The sequence below is a fragment of the Limisphaera sp. 4302-co genome (assembly GCF_049537155.1).
In the GTDB taxonomy this organism is placed as follows: Bacteria; Verrucomicrobiota; Verrucomicrobiia; order Limisphaerales; family Limisphaeraceae; genus Limisphaera.
Genome location: NZ_JBMVQZ010000008.1, coordinates 71,925 through 86,991, shown reverse-complemented (window position 1 = coordinate 86,991; position 15,067 = coordinate 71,925). Strand labels below are relative to the sequence as shown.

Genomic DNA, 15,067 nt, shown 5'->3' with positions numbered 1-15,067 from the left:
CGGGCGCTTTGACAGCCCTTGCGGTCAACGAGCAGGGTCGCCTTTCCCCTCAAGTCAACCGCATTCGCGCCGATAATAGCGTCAGAGGCGCTTGGTGAAGGTTTGCAAGCGGCCCAGCCATGGGTCGCCCGCCCGGCTTTGGATCCCGTGGAGTGCGCGGCGCAGGAAGCCGATCGGAGCCGATCGGAACAGGTCATAACATGGTCAACGGAAAGCCTTCCATACTGGTCATTGACGATGACGCAGGGCTCCGCAGGTTGGTCTACCGCGCCTTGACCCAGGAGGGGTGGCAGGTCATCGAAGCCGGGGACGCCGCCAGCGGGCTGCAAAAGGCGGAGGAGCTCCGGCCGGATCTGATTCTCTGCGACGTGCAAATGCCGGGACGGGACGGCTTCTCCGTGCTGGAGGAACTCCGTCAACGGCCCTGTCTCCAGCACCTGCCGGTCATCCTCATGACCGGCGACGAGTCGCTGGCACACTTGGAGGGCCAGCGTCGGGCCATGGACATCGGGGCAGACGATTTCCTGACCAAGCCGTTCAGCGTGGCCCGGTTGTTGAACGCGGTACGCAGCCGCCTCCAAAGGGCTCGGCAGCACCAGAGCTGCTTCGCTGAACACGAACACAGGTGGCGAACCATCCTGGACGCTTCCAACGACCTCATGGCCATGGCCGAGGCGCCCTCCCTCCGGCTGGCGTACGTGAACCCGGCCGGGTTGCGCCTGCTGGGCTGGTCGGAGGCCGACCTGCTCCGGCGCCGTCTGCCCGACCTCCTGGGACCTGCCACGCCGGGGCCCGTGTTCGCTGAACTCCTCAGCGCCGCGGCCGAGCATGGCCAATGGCGGGGCCAACTGACCCTGCGGGATGCCCATGGGCAGGCGGTCCCCATGGCCGTCACGTTCCTCGTCCATCACGCCGAACCCGGGGCCCTCACCTATTACGCTTTCATCGGGCACGACCTGCGGGAACGCAAACGGATCGAAAACGCCCTCCAGGACTCCGAAGCCCGGTTCCGGACCATCGCCACGGCCGCCTCCGACGGCATCGTCCTGCTGGAACCCTCGGGCGCCATCCTCTACGCCAACCCGGCCGCGGAGGACATCCTCGGCTGCAAAGCGGTGGATGTCCTCGGACGCCGCCCGGACACCATCCTTCGCGCCGATACCGGCCAGCCGTTGTTTGCCCTGCCCACCGGTGTCGCCCGGCCAATCTGCATCCAGTGCCCCGTCCGACGCGCGGATGGCCGCCGCGTTGAGGTCGAGCTTCGCCTCAGTCCCGTGGAACTGGACGGCGGCACACATTGGGTGGCGATCGTGCGGGACATCACCGAGCAGCAGAATCTCACCCGTCAGCTCCAGCAGGAACGGACCCTCCTCCGCACCCTTATCGATGCCCTTCCCTACAACATCTACGTCAAAGATCGCATGGCGCGCAAAACCCTCGCCAACAGGGCTAATCTCAAGGCGCTGGGCGCGGAAACGGAGGCCGAGGTCCTCGGCAAGACCGATTATGACCTGTTACCCCGCAATGTCGCGGCATCCTGTTACGCGGACGACATGCGTGTCATCCTGCACGGAGAACCCGTGATCAATCGCCGGGAACTGATCATCAACAACGCGGGCGGCCGGCAATGGCTGGAAACCACCAAACTGCCATTGCGCGATGAGCAGGGCGAAATTGTGGGACTGGTGGGAATCGGACGCGACATCACCGAACACCTCGCCGCCGAAGCCCGCCTGCGGATGCTCTCCCAAGTCATCGAGCAAGCCCCCGTCGCCGTGGTGATCACCGACGCTGAGGGACGAATCGAATACGTCAACCCCAGGTTCACCGAACTGACGGGTTACACCGCCGGGGAGGCCCGTGGCCAGAATCCGCGCATCCTCAAGTCGGGCAGGATGGATCCCGCTGTCTACCAGGATCTCTGGAACACCATCCTCGGCGGCCGCGTCTGGCGCGGTGAACTCCACAACCGGAAGAAAAACGGCGAACTCTTCTGGGAACAGGCCATCATCACGCCCATTCGGGACGAGCTGGGACACATCACGCACTTCGTGGCACTCAAGGAGGACATCACCGAGCTGCGCAAAGCCCGCGAGGAACGGGATCGAATGGAGATCCAGCTGCGCCAGGCCCAGAAACTCGAGGCCATCGGCCAGTTGGCTGCCGGCATCGCTCACGAAATCAACACCCCCATGCAGTATGTGGGCGACAACACCCGCTTCGTCCAGGACGCGTTGCACCAGATGAACGAGTTGTTGCTGCTGCTCCAGCAGCTCAAAAACGAGCCGCAGCCCGGTCAGGCCTGCGAGGAACTGCTCGACCTGCTCCGCTGCAAGGCCCGCAACGCCGACCTCGACTATTTCATCGAGGAAGTTCCCAAAGCCATCGAGCAAACCCTCCAAGGCGTCGAACGGGTCACCAAGATCGTCCGGGCCATGAAGGAGTTCTCCCACCCGGGCGTCTCGGAAAAAACCCCGACCGACCTCAACCATGCCATCGAAACCACGGCCACCGTGTCTCGAAACGAGTGGAAGTATGTCGCGGAAATGGAGCTGGACCTGGATCCGCACCTCCCGCTGGTTCCGTGTCTCCCGGGGGAATTCAACCAGGCCGTGCTGAACCTGATCGTGAACGCCGCCCACGCCATCGCCGATCGCCTCGGCACCCATCCCGACACCAAGGGGAAAATCACCATCCGCACCCGGCGGGACGGTTCCTGGGTGGAAATCCGCGTCAGCGACACGGGCTGCGGCATTCCGGAGGCGATCCGGGACCGGATCTTCGAACCGTTCTTCACCACCAAGCCCGTGGGACGCGGTTCCGGCCAGGGTCTGGCCATCGTGCGTCATGTCATCGTGGACAAACACGGCGGAACCGTGGACTTTGAAACCGAGGTGGGCCGGGGCACCACCTTCATTCTCCGGCTCCCGCTCCAGAAGCAGGAATCGTCGGCATCATGAACCCGCTGGTGCGCATCCTCTTCGTGGATGACGAGCCCATGGTCCTCGACGGGCTCCGGCGCTCGCTGCGCAACCTTCGGTCCGAATGGGACATGTCCTTTGCCCGGAGCGGTGCGGACGCCCTCGCACTCATGGAACAGCGGCCGTTCGACGTGCTGGTCACCGACATGCGCATGCCCGGCATGAACGGCGTCGAACTTTTACAAGAAGTGCGCAATCGCCATCCGGAAACGGTTCGTCTGGTGCTTTCCGGACAGGCGGACGAACAGATGATCTTCCAATGTATCGGCCTGGCCCATCAATATCTGGCCAAGCCGTGCGACCCCGAATCGTTGCGCGCCGCCATCCAGCGGGCCACCCGGGCCGGATCGGCCCTCAACAATCCCAGGTTGCGCGAACTGCTGGGGAGGTTGGAACAGTTGCCCAGCATTCCCAGGCTCTACCACGAACTCGGCCGCAAACTGGAAGACCCGGAAGCCGACCTGAACGACGTGGCTCAGCTCATCGCACGTGACCCGGCCATGACGGCCAAGGTCCTCAAACTGGTCAACTCCGCCTTCTTCGGCCTCCCTCACACCGTCAATGACATCCTGGAAGCAGTCCATTACCTCGGCATCAACACGCTCAAAACACTCGTCCTGGCGGTCCACGCTTTCGATCAATACCCGGCAGAGACCATTCCGTGGTTCCCCTGGGAAGCCCTCTGGAACCATTCTCTGGAAACAGGAGCGCGGGCCCGGGCCCTGGCACAGCTCGAAGATGCTCCGGACACGGTCCTGCAGCAGGCCGCTGTCGCCGGGCTTCTGCATGATCTGGGCCAGCTCATCCTGGCGGTCAATCTCAGGGAAGATTACGCGGCAATCCGACGGGCCGCCGCCACCGGGCAGCGCCCGCTGACCGAGAGCGAACAGGCCTGCCTGGGAACCACACACGCCGAAGTGGCCGGGTACCTCCTGGGACTCTGGGGCCTGCCCGACCCGGTCGTCGAAGCCATCACCTTCCATCATCATCCCGATATGGCCGGTTCGGTCGCCTTCACCCCGCTGACCGCCGTTCACGTCGCTGAAACGCTCCGGCCCGGCGAGTGGGAATCGCCCGGAACGACCCCGCCGGGGCCCGACATGGAGTATCTCAACAAGCTCGGCCTGGCCGAGCGGGTCCCCCTTTGGCAACAAGAACTCACCGCCTGCTCCGCACCATGAACCAGGATCTGAAAATTCTTCTGGTGGACGACGAGCCCAACGTGCTGGCCGCGTTCCAACGCAACCTCCGTGGCCGCTTCGCCATCGATACGGCCACCAGCGGCGCCGAGGCCCTCGCCAAAATCGAACGCAACGGACCTTACGCCGTCGTCGTGGCAGACATGCAGATGCCCGAGATGACCGGCCTCGACCTCCTGGTCCAGGTGGAAGCCCGCAACCCGGATACCGTTCGCATCATGCTCACCGGAAACGCCCAGCAGAAGACGGCGGTGGACGCCGTCAACCGGGGGCACGTCTTCCGATTTCTGAACAAACCGTGCCCGGCCGAACTCCTGGCCCAAACCCTTCAGGCCGCCATCCACCACTATCAACTCGTCACCGCCGAACGCGAACTGCTGGAACGAACGCTCAACGGGACGATCCGATTGCTGACTGAAATCCTGTCCAGCCTGTACCCGAAGGCCTTTCGCATCAGCCAACAACTTCGCCAGGCGGTGCGCGAGTATGCCGCCTTCTTTCATCTCAAACAGTCCTGGGACCTCGAAGCCGCGGCACTGCTGTTCCCTCTGGGCTACACGACCCTGCCTGCATCGGTCCTCGACAAACTCAGCCGGGAAGAACCCCTCGAACCCAGGGAACAGGAGCTGGTCGAACGCGCACCGGAAATGGGTGCCAATCTCCTCGGCCACATCCCACGCCTCGAAAGCGTGGCCAGCATCCTGCGCTACCAAAACAAACACTACGACGGCTCCGGCCATCCGCCCGAACGCATCGCAGGAGAGGACATCCCCATGCCCGCCCGGGTCTTTCAGGTCTTGCGTGACATGGTGGAACGGGAACTGGAGACCGGCAACCGTGCCCAGGCCCTCGCCCTGCTTCAGGAACGTGCCGGATGGTATGATCCGCAGGTCCTCCAAAGCGCAGCCGCCTGTTTCGACGTGTACCTTCAAAAGGCGGCTGCTGTAGAGACGCCCATCCGCTCCCGAACGCTGGACGAATTGACCGTCGGCCAAATCCTGGCCAGCGACGTTGAAACCGAGGACGGCATTTTGGTCCTCAAAAGCGGCACCGAACTGACACCCGTCGTTCTCCAACGATTGCGCAATTTCGCCGCCATCAACCCGATCAAACAACCCATTTACGTCCGCGGCTGAACCACCCGGGTCTCCGACCGAAGCCGATCCCACACCTTTGGCCGGATCATACCCGCACGTTTGGGGTCCATTTCCCGCCCCCTGCACCGCCGAGCCACCGCCTTGAAAAGCAGTCGCGCTCGACCATGGCCAAGGTCGTGGCCCGGGCGGCCCGCTCGCCCGGACACGCGCAGACGATCACCTTCTCCCGCACAAAAATGAAACCGCCGGCGGAATCTGTGCCCGCCGGCGGCTCCACAAGCACCTTTGGAGGTCAAATCAAGGCGTGGAATAGTCCCGTCCCTCGCCCGGCTTGGCCACCCGCGTGGTCGAGCGAGTAATCGTGGTGACCTCGCCCGGGGGCAAAGGCGTGAAAGGAGGTCCGTACGTGGGCGGCGGCACCGGGCCACTGCCCGTGCCGGGTCCGCCGGCCAGCACCAACTCCGGCTTGGTACGCGCAGCTTGTGCAGCCGCGGTCACCATGGTGTTGGCATGCTGCAGGAGGGCCGCCACCGTGGCTTCCGGGCCGAGCCGGCTCCGGGCCTGGTCCACAAAAGGCTGCAACCCCGGCAACGCACGGGTCAAAGCCGCCAGGATCTCATCCCTGGCCTGCGGCACGGCGGCCGCCACGGCCGAGGCCACCACCACGTAGTGCTGGGGTACCGCCTTGCAGAGGGCTTCGACGATCGCAGCGGCCTGCTTCGGGGCCGCCGCGGCCGCGGCGGCAGCCACCTGATCCACCCATTCCGCCTTGGGCTTGTGTTGCAGGGTCACGGCCTTCACCGCCACCGCGGGAGCAGCCGCAGGCACCTGCCGCACCACCGCGCCGACCACGGCCACCGTGGCCGCGGGACGAACGGCGTGCGCAGCCGCCACCACGTTGGCCGCACTGGCAGCCAAATCCTCCTCGGCCACCGAGGTCAACAACCGCGCCGCACGCGCGGGCAACTCGGCCGCAGGCGCCTGGCGCAGGGCCGCGCGCGCCGCGGACGTCTCAATCGGCGCCGTGAAAGCGACGGATGTACCGATTGTGAAAACTGTGAGGGCTACGACCGGGACTCGAAGGTTTTTCCTCTTCATATGATCTCGACCTCTTTGGTGCATGTCTGCCCTACCCCTAGCGTGATTCTGTGGACGCGTCAAGTGCTTTTGTCCGAAAAATTTCTGGTGTGCAGGTCGCGGCCCGATACGCACCCACAGGCGGCCCGGCCGCCGCTGCTCAACGCCAGCCCAACAAACCGCCCACCTGCCAGACCAGGAACGAACCGGCCCAGGCCAAAACCGCCAGGTAGCACCATTGGAACACGGCCCAACGCCACGAGTTGGTCTCGCGACGCACAATCGCCACCGTGGACGCACATTGCAGGGCAAACACGTAAAAGACCATCAACGACAGCCCCAACCGCGGGGTGTACAAAGGCGTGCCGTCCGGCCGGCGTTGCGCCTGCATGACCTGCGCCAGGTTGCCCACCTCGTCCTCCTCCCCGGCCTGACCGCCCACATTGTACACCACCGACATCGTGCTCACGAACACCTCCCGCGCAGCGAACGAGGTGATGATGCCGATGCCGATCTTCCAGTCGAAGCCCAGCGGGGCGATGATCGGCTCGATCAGGTGCCCCAACCGCCCCGCAAAACTGTAACGCAATCGCTCGGCCGCCTCCTGGTTCTCCAGTTCGGCCAGCCGGCCCCGCAAATACTCGGCAGCCGCTTCAGGGGCCGAGGGCAGGTCCGGAAGCGTCACAGCCCGGCCCGCCTCCACCGCCGTCAGGAGCTGTTCCAACCGTCCCCGTTCCTTCTCAATGACCGCCACCGCCTCCGACCCGCGAGGATAGGTGGCCAGGAACCACAACAAGATGTTGATCGCCAGGATGACCGTGCCCGCACGCTGCAGAAACACCTTCGACCGCTCCCACATGTGATGCAGCACGACCTTCAGGACCGGCCGCCGGTAGGGAGGCAGTTCCAGGATCAACAAAGGAGGTTCCCCTTTCAACAGGGTCTTCTTGAACAACCACGCCACCGCCAGGGCCACCACAATGCCCAGCAGGTAGAGCCCCATCAACGTCAACCCCTGCAGTTCGAACACGCCGAAGACCTTCTGTCGCGGGATGCACGCCGCGATCAACACGGTGTAGACCGGCAACCGCGCCGAGCAACTCATCAGCGGCGCAATCAGGATCGTCACCAAACGGTCGCGGTGGTTCTCGATCGTTCGCGTGGCCATGATGCCGGGGATGGCGCAGGCAAACGAGCTGAGCAATGGAATGAAACTCTTCCCGTGCAGCCCCACCTTGCTCATCAGCCGGTCCATGAGGAAGGCCGCGCGAGCCATGTAACCGGTGTCCTCCAGGAAACCGAGAAACAGAAACAACAACAGAATCTGGGGCAGGAATACCACGACCGCCCCCACGCCTGCGATCACGCCGTCGGTCAACAGGCTCGTCAGGTCCCCCGGCGGCAGGGTGCGTCCCACCCACGCACCCAACGCATCCACGGCCCCCTGCAGGGCTTCCATGGGAATTCGTGCAAACACGAAAATGCATTGAAACATCAGCGCCATCAGCGCCAAAAAGATCAGCGTTCCCCAGACCCGGTGGGTCACGATCCGGTCCACCCGGTCGCTCCACGTCTCTCGCGGAGCCCACAGCCGGGCCACCGCCGCGGCTTCGATCCGGGCCACGGCACGGTAGCGGGCCTCGATCACCACGCTGCGCCAATCCACGCCGGCCTCTTCCAGCCGCTTGCGTGCCGCCGCCACCGCCTGTTGCACGCCGGGGGTGTAGTGGGTTTGCCCGGAGGCCAGCACCTGCTCGTTGCTCAGCAGCAGCAGGGCCTCAGCCTCGGCTTGAACCCGGCGTTCCTGAAAGGTCCATGTCAACAGGGCCGCCAGCTTCTGAGCCTCCTGCACCAACGCCTCAGGCAACACCGGAAAGCGACGGCGCGCCGGCGGCTCGGGCTTCTCCAGCAGGGCCAGGATCCGCACGCGCAGTTGCGGAATTCCCTCCCCCGTGCTGGCCACCACGGGGATCACCGGCACCCCGAGCTGCTCGGCCAGTTTTTCGGCGTCCACCTTCAGCCCCAGCGACGCCGCCACATCCATCATGTTCAACGCCACCACCGTGGGGTGCCCCAGCTCGATCACCTGGGTGGCATAATAGAGATTGCGCTGCAGGTTGGAGGCGTCCACCACCACCACGATCACCGACGGCGGCGGCAACTCGGGCAACCGCCCCAGCAGCACATCCCGCGCGATCTGTTCGTCCAACGAATGCGGCGTGAGGCTGTAGGTGCCCGGCAGGTCCAACACCCGCACCGGACGTCCCTTGGGCGCGCCCAAAAGCGGTCCTTCCTTGCGCTCGACCGTGACCCCGGCGTAGTTCCCCACCTTGGCCCGCAGCCCGGTGAGGGCGTTGAACACCGTGGTCTTCCCACAGTTGGGATTGCCAGTGATGAAGACGTACCGTAGGCCCACCGAGCCGGCAACAGCGGAGGTGCGTGTCAGAGTGGTTCGACCGTCGGACGCCATGGTCTCAGGTCCCATCCGACAGCCGGACCCGGATGGCTTCCGCCTCCTGCCGCGGCAGGCTCAGGCAGGAACCGCGCACCCGGATCTCCACCGGGTCCTGCAGCAGCGCATACCGTACCACCTCGACCGGCGTACCCGGCACCAGCCCCAGTTCCATCAAACGACGCGCCTCCGCCGGCGGCAGTTGAATCTCGGCCACCACCGCACAGGAACCTGGCGGCAACGAGACCAGGGAAGGAAGAGTCTCAACCATGAGTCGTGTCAGAAGCGTCCTGGACCGGTTCGACCAGTATCGCCTGGGCGACCTCCTCGCTGATGCCCAGCCGGGCATTGCAGACCTGACAAATGAAGTTGGCCTGGCGGCTGATGATCCGGATGCGCTGCTGCTCTCCCAATCCCAACTCGCGCAATCGCGCCCGCACCTCCGGCGTGGCCAACAACTGCCGGATGCATACCTCCGCACCTTCGGCCATCCGGCTCAACGGACAGACACCCGGCTCCGCACAGGCGCCGTCCAAAAACTCGCATGGTTTCTGCGCGTCACTCACGGCCCTGCAAACTAGTCCAGCCCGTTATGCCCCGCAAGAAACAGCACTCTCGTACTCACCCGGCCCGTGCACCGCACAAGATCGCACAACGTGGCGACACGGACTTGATCCCTCCACCCCGGCTCACCACACTGCGGCCGGGGAAACAACCGCAAATCCGGCCCTGGCTTCCTTTCACAAACTGGCAGCCGGGGACACGGCAAGCATCCGGCCGCCGGCGCCGAATGCAGGACGACCACAACAGCAAAAGCTCGCCAATACAGAGCAACAAGCCCATGTCAACGGCTCTGAATCCCTCGATCTCGGCAACCGGAGGCGGGCCCGCGCAGCCGCGGCACCGCTCACACCCGGTCCCAGCCCCGGCCTCCCGGTCCCATCCCCCGCTTTTCCGCACATGCACGGCCCTGCTCACCCTGCTGGCTGGCACGTTCGCTCCTGCAGCCGAACCACGCGCCGTGGCGATCATGGACAATTCCTTCTTCGTCGAAGAGGCATACAACCAGGAGCCCGGCGTCGTGCAGCACATCCTGACGGCGCATCACGAGGTGGACCGCCGCACCGGGCCCGATGCTCAGGCCTGGCACCTCGCTTTCACCCAGGAATGGCCCGTGCCCGACCAGACCCATCAGCTCAGCTTCACCCTCCCCTACAGCTTCCTCCGTGAACAGGGGCGGTGGACCGACGGTGTCGGGGATCTCATGCTGAATTACCGATACCAGCTCTGGCTGAGCCGCGAGCGCTGGACGGCCCTGGCCCCCCGGGCCAGCCTCATCCTGCCCACGGGTGACCCCGACCGCGGCCTCGGCGAGGACACCCTCGGCGCACAGTTCAATCTCCCCTTCAGCACCGTGCTGGGCGACGCCTTCTTCCTGCACGCAAATCTCGGGTTGACCGCCCTGCCCGACGCCGCGTCCGCCGGCGGGCAGGACCTGCTGCACTATCACGTGGCCGCCAGTGCGATTTACGCGGTCACGCGTGAGTTTCACCTGCTGGTCGAATGGCTGGGAACCTGGGAGGAAGGACTCGACTCCGGCGTTCACCGGTCGCACGAGTGGTGGTCGGTTTTGTCCCCCGGAATCCGATACGCGCTCAATCTACACCGGGACGTCCAGGTCGTCCTCGGCCTGGCCGTTCCGGTGGGATTGAACAGCGCCGCCGCCGACTACGGGCTGTTCTTCTACCTTTCGGTCGAACACATCCTCTGGCGCGCCGACTGAGAGCCTTCCCCACTGATCCATCACCGCGGACGATCGCCCTTTCGACCCGACGCCGGGCAGACACACACCGGCCGGCGGTGTCGCCGTCCTTCCCGGCTCGCGTCTCCCGGCTGCAAGGTTCAACGCCGCGGCCGCCCCTTGGAGCGTGTCTCCGTGCCCCCGTAGTGCGCTCCACCTCACAGGGTCCAGCCCTGCCGGTACTCGCGTCTCAGGAAAGCGTTGGCTTCCTCCAGGTTCGTGAACCGGAACGCCGCCGGATCCCAACGCAAGGCAAATCGCGTGAGATCTTCCCGCAACTGAACCCGCAAGGTTACGTTGCCCAGGAGAACCGTTTCCGTCAGCGGCCCGGCCCAGTCGAAGCTCGAACCCGGCGCCGGCCCGCCTTTGCAGGCCTGGATCCATTCGACGTAATGTCCGGGCGACCGCGGGATGGTTTTCGGGATTTCCCCCACCTCCTTCGCCCGCTCGAGCGGGTAGATCCGGTTGCCCAGTATGAAGCCCTCGTCCCCGACGAGCAAACGGCCGTTGTCGCCCAACAAGTGGCCGTCCGGCAACCCGGGCGGCCGCGGCGGTCTCAGACCGCCGTCATACCACACCAGCTTGCACGGCGGCATCGCGATCCCGCCCGCGGCGCGTCCGGACAAGCCGCGGATGTGCGGGTTGTGCGCCTGTACGGATGCGTCCCGGGCGGGGAACTGATAGGTAACCATGGAGCCCAGCGGATAGGTCTCCGCATTCACCCGGGTGGAAGAACCTTGAACCGTCAGAGGCGCCCCCAGTTTCAATGCGCGGAAGACCGGGTCCATCGCGTGACAACCGATGTCGCCCAGCGCACCGGTGCCGAAATCCCACCAGCCACGCCACCGGAACGGCACATAGATCGGATGATACGGCCGCGCCGGGGCCGGCCCCAACCAGAGGTCCCAGTCCAACGTCTCCGGCACCGCCGGTGTCTCCTTGGGTCGGTCAATCCCCTGGGGCCAGTACTCTTCAAACAACCCCCGCGAGGGACGGTCCGTCCAGATGTGAACCTCGCGCACAGCACCGATGGCCCCGGCCCAGACGGCCTCGCAGAGCATGCGCGTTTCCTCCGACGCCTGCCCCTGATTGCCCATCTGGGTCACCACCCCGGCCTCCCGCGCCGCTTCGGCCAGCCGGCGGGCCTCCCAAACGGAATGCGTCAGCGGCTTCTCGCAATACACATGTTTGCCCCGGCGGATGGCCTCCATGGCTGCAAACGCATGATGATGGTCGGGCGTGGCGATCACCACGGCGTCGATCTCCTTCATCTCATCGAGCATCTTCCGGTAATCCTTGAACCGGCGTGCCTTGGGATAGCGCCGGAAAACATGGGCTGCATGCCGCTCGTCCACGTCGCACAACGCCACGATGTTCTCCGATTCCATCTGCTGCAGATCGGACGCGCCCTGGCCACCGATGCCGATCCCCGCAATGTTGAGCCGGTTGTTCGCCGAGGGACCGCCATCCCGCCCGAGCACACGGGCCGGCAGGATCATCAGACCCGTGGCCACAACACTGTTCCGGAGGAAACGACGACGACTCAGCCTTCCAGAATCCGAGGGTTTCATGGTTGCGACAATTCTTCTGGTTCGGCGCAGCCCGGCCTCCGGTTCGTCCGGCAGGCGGGCTCCGCAGTGCCACAATGCAGGCACCATCTCCAGAGACGCAACACCAAAACCCCTCATTCAAGGTTTCGAAGTTGCCCTTTCAACCCCGCCCCTCCCGGCCATCTCCTCCGGCCATGCGCACGGTTTCGGCGAATTCACCGGCCGCCAGCGCCGATTTGCCTTTGACGATTGGCACGCCCCTGGCGCAATCTGGTCGCCCGATGAAAACAAGGTGGATCGCGCTCTGGCTGCTCGCAGGCTGCACCTTCCTGGACGCGCAAGAGGTGCAACGAGAGGTCCGACGCTGGTCGCTCACCGACTGCATCCAGCACTCGCTGGAACACAACCTCGAACTGCGCATCGAGCGATACAACCCCGAGCTGGCCCTGTTCAACCTCCGCGCCGGTTACGGGGCCTATGATCCCGTCCTGAGCGCCTCCGGCCAGCACGACTACAGCAAGGCCGGCGAGACGCTCCTGGAAGGCACGTTCACCCTCCCGGGCCGGGAACAGGACGTGAACAGTTTTCGCACCACCCTCAACGGTCTGCTTCCCTGGGGAACCCTTTACAACATCACCCTGAGCGCGCGCGACGTCGACGGCATTCGGTACGGCCTGGGGTCCGGGACCAACATCCTCGAGTTCCCCTACTCCGACAGCAGCGGCTCCATCAACATCAGCGTCACCCAGCCGTTGTGGAAGGATTTCTGGTACAACCCCACCCGATTGCGCATCCAGATCCTCAAAAACCGGCTCAAATGGAGCGAGCAGGCCCTGCGCGCGCGCATGATCGACATCATCACCCGTGTCGAGCTGGCCTACTACGACCTCAAAGCCGCCTACGAAAACGTCAAGGTCCAGCAGATGGCCCTGCAACTCTCCGAACAGTTGCTCGCGGAAAACCGCAAACGCGTCGAGGTGGGCGCCCTGGCACCGCTGGATGAGAAACAGGCCGAGGCCGACGTTGCCGCCCGCCGGGCCGACCTCATCGCTGCCCAACGCAACCTGGCCGTCCTGGAGAACAACCTCAAACAACTGCTGACCGACAACTTCGCCGAATGGAGTCATGTCCGGCTGGAGCCCTCCGCCGAGCTGGACGCGCCCCCGCCCATCCTCGACGTCCAGGACAGCTGGTCCAAGGGCCTCACCATGCGACCGGACTTCCTCCAGGCCCAGCTCGACCTCGAACAACAAGGCATCCAGGTCAAGATCGACCGTAACGAGCTCTATCCCCAGGTGGATCTCCGGGTCGGCGGCGGTTACGCCGGGTCCACGCCCGAGTTCAGCGGTGTCTTCGGCGACATCCGCGATCGGGACCAGCCCAGCTGGTTCGTGGGCGGCCAGATCAGTTACCCGCTGGGCAACCGTGCGGCCCTGAATGCCTACCGCGCCAGCAAGGCCCGGTACGAAGCCCGCCTCCTGGCACTCAAAAAGCTGGAGCAGGACATCATGATCGAGATCGACAACGCCGTGAAACTCGCCCAGGCCAACTACGAACGCGTGGCCGCCACACGCGAGGCACGCGAGTTCGCCGAAGCCGCCCTCGCGGCCGAGCAAAAGAAGCTCGAGAGTGGAAAGAGCACCAGCTTCGTCGTCCTGCGCCTGCAGCGCGACCTCACGGCCGCCCGCGCCGACGAGATCAGCGCCCTCGTCCAGTACCGCCGTTCGCTGGCGCTGCTGGCCCAGGCCGAGGGTTCCACCCTCGAACGCCACGGCATCGAGCTCATCCTCCAATGACCCGCACCGGCCGCATCACGGTGCCGCCTCGAGGCTGCTGCATCGGCAAGGCGGAGCCGCTCATTCATTCAGCCGGGCGCCACCTCCCGCGCCCCACACCGGTCCGCACCCAGCCTGCCCGGACCGTTTCGATCCGCCGCCAACCGAAGCCTGCCAGGCTCCGCCAAGGTTCATGAACACGAGCGTCCCGCTGCACGTGGTCACCGGCGCGTTCGGTTACTCGGGCCGCTACATCACCAGGCGCCTGCTGGCCGCCGGGTACCGGGTGCGCACGCTCACGAACAGTCCCCCTCGACCCGGGTTGTTCGAGCACCCGATCGAGGTTCGCCCCATGACATTCGACGACCCGCACAGGCTGACCGAGTCGTTACGTGGCGCGGATGTGCTCTACAACACCTACTGGGTCCGCTTTGAAGAGGCCGGGGTCACCTTCGATCAAGCCATTCAGAATACGCTCCGGCTTTTCGAGGCAGCCCGGGCAGCCGGGGTCCGCCGCATCGTTCACATCAGCATCACCAACCCCTCGGAGAATTCCCCCCTCTCCTACTTTCGCGGAAAAGCCCTGGTGGAACGGGCCCTCCGCGAATCCGGCCTCTCCTGGGCCATCCTGCGGCCCGCCCTCCTCTTCGGCGGCGACGACATCCTCATCAACAACATCGCCTGGTGCCTGCGCCATCTGCCGGTGATGGCCGTCTTCGGAGACGGCCTGTACCGGCTCCAACCCGTTCACGTGGATGACCTGGCCCGGTTGGCGGTCGAACTCGGGCAACGCGACGGATCCACCCTCCTCCACGCACTCGGCCCCGAAACATTCACCTACCGCGGCCTGCTCCAACAACTGGGCGAAATCCTGGACTGCCCGCGCCCCCTGATCCGCGTCTCACCGGATACCGGCGCGTGGTTTGCCCGACTTCTTGGATGGTTCCTCGACGACGTACTGCTCACCCGCGACGAAATCCTCGGGCTCATGCAGGGGCTGCTCGCCGTGGACAACGAACCGCCCACCGGCCGCACCCGCCTCACCGACTGGGCCCGCCAAAACGTCGCCACACTCGGACTGCACTACCATGGCGAGTTGTCCCGGCGCCGCATCGCACGGCGCTGACCCGCCCCC

11 protein-coding genes are annotated in these 15,067 nt (G+C 65.1%); 6 read left to right on the top strand and 5 right to left on the bottom strand.

The genetic code is table 11. The features are described from left to right. The first annotated feature begins 200 nt into the window (after window positions 1–200). Genes ACPDIX_RS09495 through ACPDIX_RS09485 form a run of 3 tightly spaced genes read left to right on the top strand, consistent with a single transcriptional unit; the run spans window position 201 to window position 5,316 of the window. Window positions 201–2,960 (top strand): PAS domain S-box protein, encoded by a 2,760-nt coding sequence (locus tag ACPDIX_RS09495; RefSeq protein ID WP_423431548.1) that lies wholly within the window; start codon window positions 201–203, stop codon window positions 2,958–2,960. Further along, window positions 2,957–4,162: an HDOD domain-containing protein gene (locus ACPDIX_RS09490; RefSeq protein WP_423431547.1), complete on the top strand. Its 1,206-nt coding sequence runs from the start codon at window positions 2,957–2,959 to the stop codon at window positions 4,160–4,162. The genes ACPDIX_RS09495 and ACPDIX_RS09490 overlap by 4 nt, the downstream gene beginning before the upstream one ends. Then, window positions 4,159–5,316, top strand: coding sequence for an HD domain-containing phosphohydrolase (locus ACPDIX_RS09485; RefSeq protein WP_423431546.1), 1,158 nt, complete (start codon window positions 4,159–4,161; stop codon window positions 5,314–5,316). Before ACPDIX_RS09490 ends, ACPDIX_RS09485 begins: the two co-directional genes overlap by 4 nt. Before the next feature lie 258 nt (window positions 5,317–5,574). Here ACPDIX_RS09485 and ACPDIX_RS09480 read toward each other — a convergent pair whose 3' ends face one another. The 4 genes from ACPDIX_RS09480 to ACPDIX_RS09465 all read right to left on the bottom strand — a co-directional run bounded on the left by ACPDIX_RS09480 (window position 5,575) and on the right by ACPDIX_RS09465 (window position 9,372). Further along, window positions 5,575–6,375, bottom strand: coding sequence for a hypothetical protein (locus ACPDIX_RS09480; RefSeq protein WP_423431545.1), 801 nt, complete (start codon window positions 6,373–6,375; stop codon window positions 5,575–5,577). Between the two features lie 139 nt (window positions 6,376–6,514). Continuing rightward, window positions 6,515–8,824, bottom strand: coding sequence for a ferrous iron transport protein B (gene feoB, locus ACPDIX_RS09475; protein WP_423431544.1), 2,310 nt, complete (start codon window positions 8,822–8,824; stop codon window positions 6,515–6,517). Between the two features lie 4 nt (window positions 8,825–8,828). Then, a complete protein-coding gene (locus ACPDIX_RS09470) occupies window positions 8,829–9,077 on the bottom strand; it encodes a FeoA family protein (protein WP_423431543.1) in 249 nt (82 codons plus the stop codon). Further along, window positions 9,070–9,372, bottom strand: coding sequence for a FeoA family protein (locus ACPDIX_RS09465; RefSeq protein WP_423431542.1), 303 nt, complete (start codon window positions 9,370–9,372; stop codon window positions 9,070–9,072). Before ACPDIX_RS09465 ends, ACPDIX_RS09470 begins: the two co-directional genes overlap by 8 nt. Before the next feature lie 464 nt (window positions 9,373–9,836). Here ACPDIX_RS09465 and ACPDIX_RS09460 point away from each other — a divergent pair, with 464 nt between their 5' ends. Continuing rightward, window positions 9,837–10,589, top strand: a complete 753-nt coding sequence (locus tag ACPDIX_RS09460) for a transporter (RefSeq protein WP_423431541.1) — start codon at window positions 9,837–9,839, stop codon at window positions 10,587–10,589. A gap of 176 nt (window positions 10,590–10,765) precedes the next feature. Here ACPDIX_RS09460 and ACPDIX_RS09455 read toward each other — a convergent pair whose 3' ends face one another. After that, window positions 10,766–12,178 (bottom strand): Gfo/Idh/MocA family protein, encoded by a 1,413-nt coding sequence (locus ACPDIX_RS09455; RefSeq protein ID WP_423431540.1) that lies wholly within the window; start codon window positions 12,176–12,178, stop codon window positions 10,766–10,768. Between the two features lie 260 nt (window positions 12,179–12,438). On the opposite strand from ACPDIX_RS09455, the gene ACPDIX_RS09450 reads away from it, so the two are divergent. Together ACPDIX_RS09450 and ACPDIX_RS09445 are read left to right on the top strand one after the other, a co-directional pair. Further along, window positions 12,439–13,953, top strand: coding sequence for a TolC family protein (locus ACPDIX_RS09450; protein WP_423431539.1), 1,515 nt, complete (start codon window positions 12,439–12,441; stop codon window positions 13,951–13,953). A gap of 172 nt (window positions 13,954–14,125) precedes the next feature. Further along, window positions 14,126–15,058 (top strand): SDR family oxidoreductase, encoded by a 933-nt coding sequence (locus tag ACPDIX_RS09445; RefSeq protein ID WP_423431538.1) that lies wholly within the window; start codon window positions 14,126–14,128, stop codon window positions 15,056–15,058. The last annotated feature ends 9 nt before the right edge of the window (window positions 15,059–15,067 follow it).

Bases quoted from the DNA above. Each gene is read 5' to 3' on its own strand.
- ACPDIX_RS09495 (WP_423431548.1), top strand. From the start codon at position 201: ATGGTCAACGGAAAGCCTTCCATACTGGTCATTGACGATGACGCAGGG.
- ACPDIX_RS09490 (WP_423431547.1), top strand. From the start codon at position 2,957: ATGAACCCGCTGGTGCGCATCCTCTTCGTGGATGACGAGCCCATGGTC.
- ACPDIX_RS09485 (WP_423431546.1), top strand. From the start codon at position 4,159: ATGAACCAGGATCTGAAAATTCTTCTGGTGGACGACGAGCCCAACGTG.
- ACPDIX_RS09480 (WP_423431545.1), bottom strand. From the start codon at position 6,375: ATGAAGAGGAAAAACCTTCGAGTCCCGGTCGTAGCCCTCACAGTTTTC.
- feoB (WP_423431544.1), bottom strand. From the start codon at position 8,824: ATGGCGTCCGACGGTCGAACCACTCTGACACGCACCTCCGCTGTTGCC.
- ACPDIX_RS09470 (WP_423431543.1), bottom strand. From the start codon at position 9,077: ATGGTTGAGACTCTTCCTTCCCTGGTCTCGTTGCCGCCAGGTTCCTGT.
- ACPDIX_RS09460 (WP_423431541.1), top strand. From the start codon at position 9,837: ATGGACAATTCCTTCTTCGTCGAAGAGGCATACAACCAGGAGCCCGGC.
- ACPDIX_RS09455 (WP_423431540.1), bottom strand. From the start codon at position 12,178: ATGAAACCCTCGGATTCTGGAAGGCTGAGTCGTCGTCGTTTCCTCCGG.
- ACPDIX_RS09450 (WP_423431539.1), top strand. From the start codon at position 12,439: ATGAAAACAAGGTGGATCGCGCTCTGGCTGCTCGCAGGCTGCACCTTC.
- ACPDIX_RS09445 (WP_423431538.1), top strand. From the start codon at position 14,126: ATGAACACGAGCGTCCCGCTGCACGTGGTCACCGGCGCGTTCGGTTAC.